Origin of the sequence: Syntrophomonas sp. UBA1041, assembly GCF_002316705.1 — a bacterium.
GTDB lineage: Bacteria > Bacillota > Syntrophomonadia > Syntrophomonadales > Syntrophomonadaceae > DTU019.
Map to the genome: position 1 here is coordinate 372 of NZ_DCEA01000056.1, position 2,469 is coordinate 2,840.

Here is a 2,469-nt window from a genome sequence, read left to right on the forward strand (position 1 = left end):
GCCGTTTGACCGCCTGGGCCATGATATGTGAAGAGCTGTGCCGATAAACATCCTGACCGGATTGCTCTTCAAAGCCCAATAGCTCTAAAACCCCATCTTCATGCAGGGGCCGGTTCAAATCGGTAAGGCTGCCGTTGAAACGGGCTGCCAGCGATTCTTTGGCCAACTTCTTGCTAATACTTTCAGTTGCCTGCAAAAGGGTGGTTCCTTCTGGAAACTGCCGTTCACTACCGTCTTTTAATTTTACTGATACCATTTTTCAAATACCTCCTGCCTGCAATCTGTCAGCGTGGAAAAATTAAAAGGATGGCCACCTGAACTAAACCTAACAAGAAACCCAGGACGCCACCTAATATCTCGATAAACCTCAATTCGGTCTGGGATACCTGACGAATCATCACTTCCAGTTCATTGAGTTCAAAAGCGTTGATCTTATCCTCTACCATCTGCTTCACGCTGATCTCGGCGGTAATGGATGCGCGGCCGCTTTCGATCGCCTGGTGGATTATACGATCAGCTTCCTGGCGCACGATTTTCTCCAGGCTTTCCTCGATCAACCGGTACAACCTGTCCGGGGTGATGCGCAACAGGGTCGTACCCAGCCGCTTTTTTAGAGCCTGCACTACCTCGTCCAAAATGCGGTGGCGCAGTTCCGGGGTGTCAACACTGTCAAAGAAGTCATCCATGGACAAGAGCCGTTCTTCAACAATCTCCCCGATACTGCTGGCGATATCCCGGTGCCGCTTGGGGAGCACTCCCTGCATTTCAAAGAAAACCAGGTTGACCGGTTGCCTGGGCCAGAAAAGCATCTTGATGGCAAAAACATTGGTAATATATCCAATAAAGGCGCCGATCAAAGGGATAGTCAATAGCTGCAAGACTCATAGGCCACCTTACTGTTTTAAACAAATATAGCAGATTTCCCGGGCAGTCGCAATAAAGAGGGGTTGGGGGCGGACCGGTAAGTTTGAGGCCGGGGGCTTAAGTGGTTAAGGATTGCGCAGGCCGGCTTCATGGCCCTGCAACTGTCCGCAGCGTTCGCACCCCTGGCAGGTGACGATGCGGTCTTGAAATACATTGCGGATCATAGTCACAGATTCCTTGGGGGGCAGCGGACTGCTCTCATGAATGACTATGCGCCGGGGGGCAACGGTTACTAAAATACTGACCAGGACATCATCGAGGTCGATTTCCTCTGACAGCATATCCTCGAGGTAGTAGTTGATATAGTTTTCATCGATTTTGGTTCCGGCGCTGTCCCACAGGTAGAATACGCCATTATTGCTCATCATAAGGTTTACCTCCTGTACCTTGGGGGGCTGAGTTTCCACGAAATAGCGCAGGAGGTTCACGAAGTCATTATATTCCTTCTCATTGCGCAGTTCCTCGATGGCGACTTCTACGGCGAATTTTATTTCAGTCAGGTAATCCTGCATCCAAAAAGTGATAAAGCCTTCCACCACCAGTTGGGGCGCGTCCTCGATATAGCCCATAATCCGGTTGGCGATGCGGCTCTTGCGGCCGAAATTCATGAGCAGGTTCAAGCTCTCGCTGGAGTGACAACATTTGATGAATTCCTCGGCTTTGCCCAAAAGACGGTTTTTATCATCAGGAGACAACGAACGACAGGTGCGCTGTATTTCACGCCATAACAAACGTGATTCCCAGGCGGTAACGATATGCTCAGCAATGGCTTCAGCCAGCTGGTGCTTACAGATGTAGACGATATCGCCGGTGTGAAAAACGTCCTCATCCCGGCCGCTCTCATGCAGTCTGAAGATCATACTGTCCATGTCTGCGTCCAGATGTTCGGAAATGATCTCTACCTGGTAACCCCGCTGTTTTATCCACTCCAGCCGCTCGTTGATCAATTCCCCCAGGCGGTTATTTGCCCGTATGGTAATAACCTGCAATTCGTAAACCATAAATGGCCTCCTACTTAAAAGTTAGTCTATTTATATGTTTGCCAAAATTTCATTATTCAGTAGCAGGTCCGATGTTTCATAGTGTTAATGCTGGATATGACTGTATATAAAGGGGTTTTTTATGAATGATTGGTTGGCGCTAAGGCCGAATGAGATGTGCCGGCGGATTTGAGAAGCAGCAGAAAGACAAGAAAAACACCGGTTTGCTGGTTGCACCGGTGCCTAATGTAAAAGACCCACACATTAAACGTCGCTGATCACTGCCCGGGTGATGTTGTTGAGGTCTCCCCACAGGTTAACCCGAGGTTTTTCATAAACAGGTTTCATGTTCATCAACCTCCCATATTAAAGAGTTGCACCTATGTGATCCCAGTCACTCGCAAACAATCTCCCGGGGGTTGCGCGGGAAGTCTTTATCGATTACCTTCCTATACCTTCCTAAATAGGAGCAGACGGAGAAACCCCAGCGGTTTTTTCCTGCAGATTGCCGTGAACGATTACCTGCGGTTTTTCATAGTTGAGCTTCAATTCTCTCCCCCCCATC

At 49.0% G+C, this 2,469-nt stretch carries 3 protein-coding genes; all 3 read right to left on the reverse strand.

Features of this window, described 5'->3' with window-relative positions; translation table 11 throughout:
- A partial coding sequence (locus B2633_RS08340; RefSeq protein WP_483170147.1) for a TGS domain-containing protein occupies nt 1–256 on the reverse strand: 256 nt, incomplete at its 3' end.
- Nucleotides 257–284: 28 nt separating this feature from the next.
- Nucleotides 285–878 (reverse strand): DUF445 domain-containing protein, encoded by a 594-nt coding sequence (locus B2633_RS08345; RefSeq protein ID WP_483170148.1) that lies wholly within the window; start codon nt 876–878, stop codon nt 285–287.
- 111 nt (nt 879–989) lie between these two features.
- Nucleotides 990–1,925, reverse strand: a complete 936-nt coding sequence (gene ytxC, locus B2633_RS08350; protein ID WP_483170149.1) for a sporulation protein YtxC — start codon at nt 1,923–1,925, stop codon at nt 990–992.
- Between the last annotated feature and the right edge of the window lie 544 nt (nt 1,926–2,469).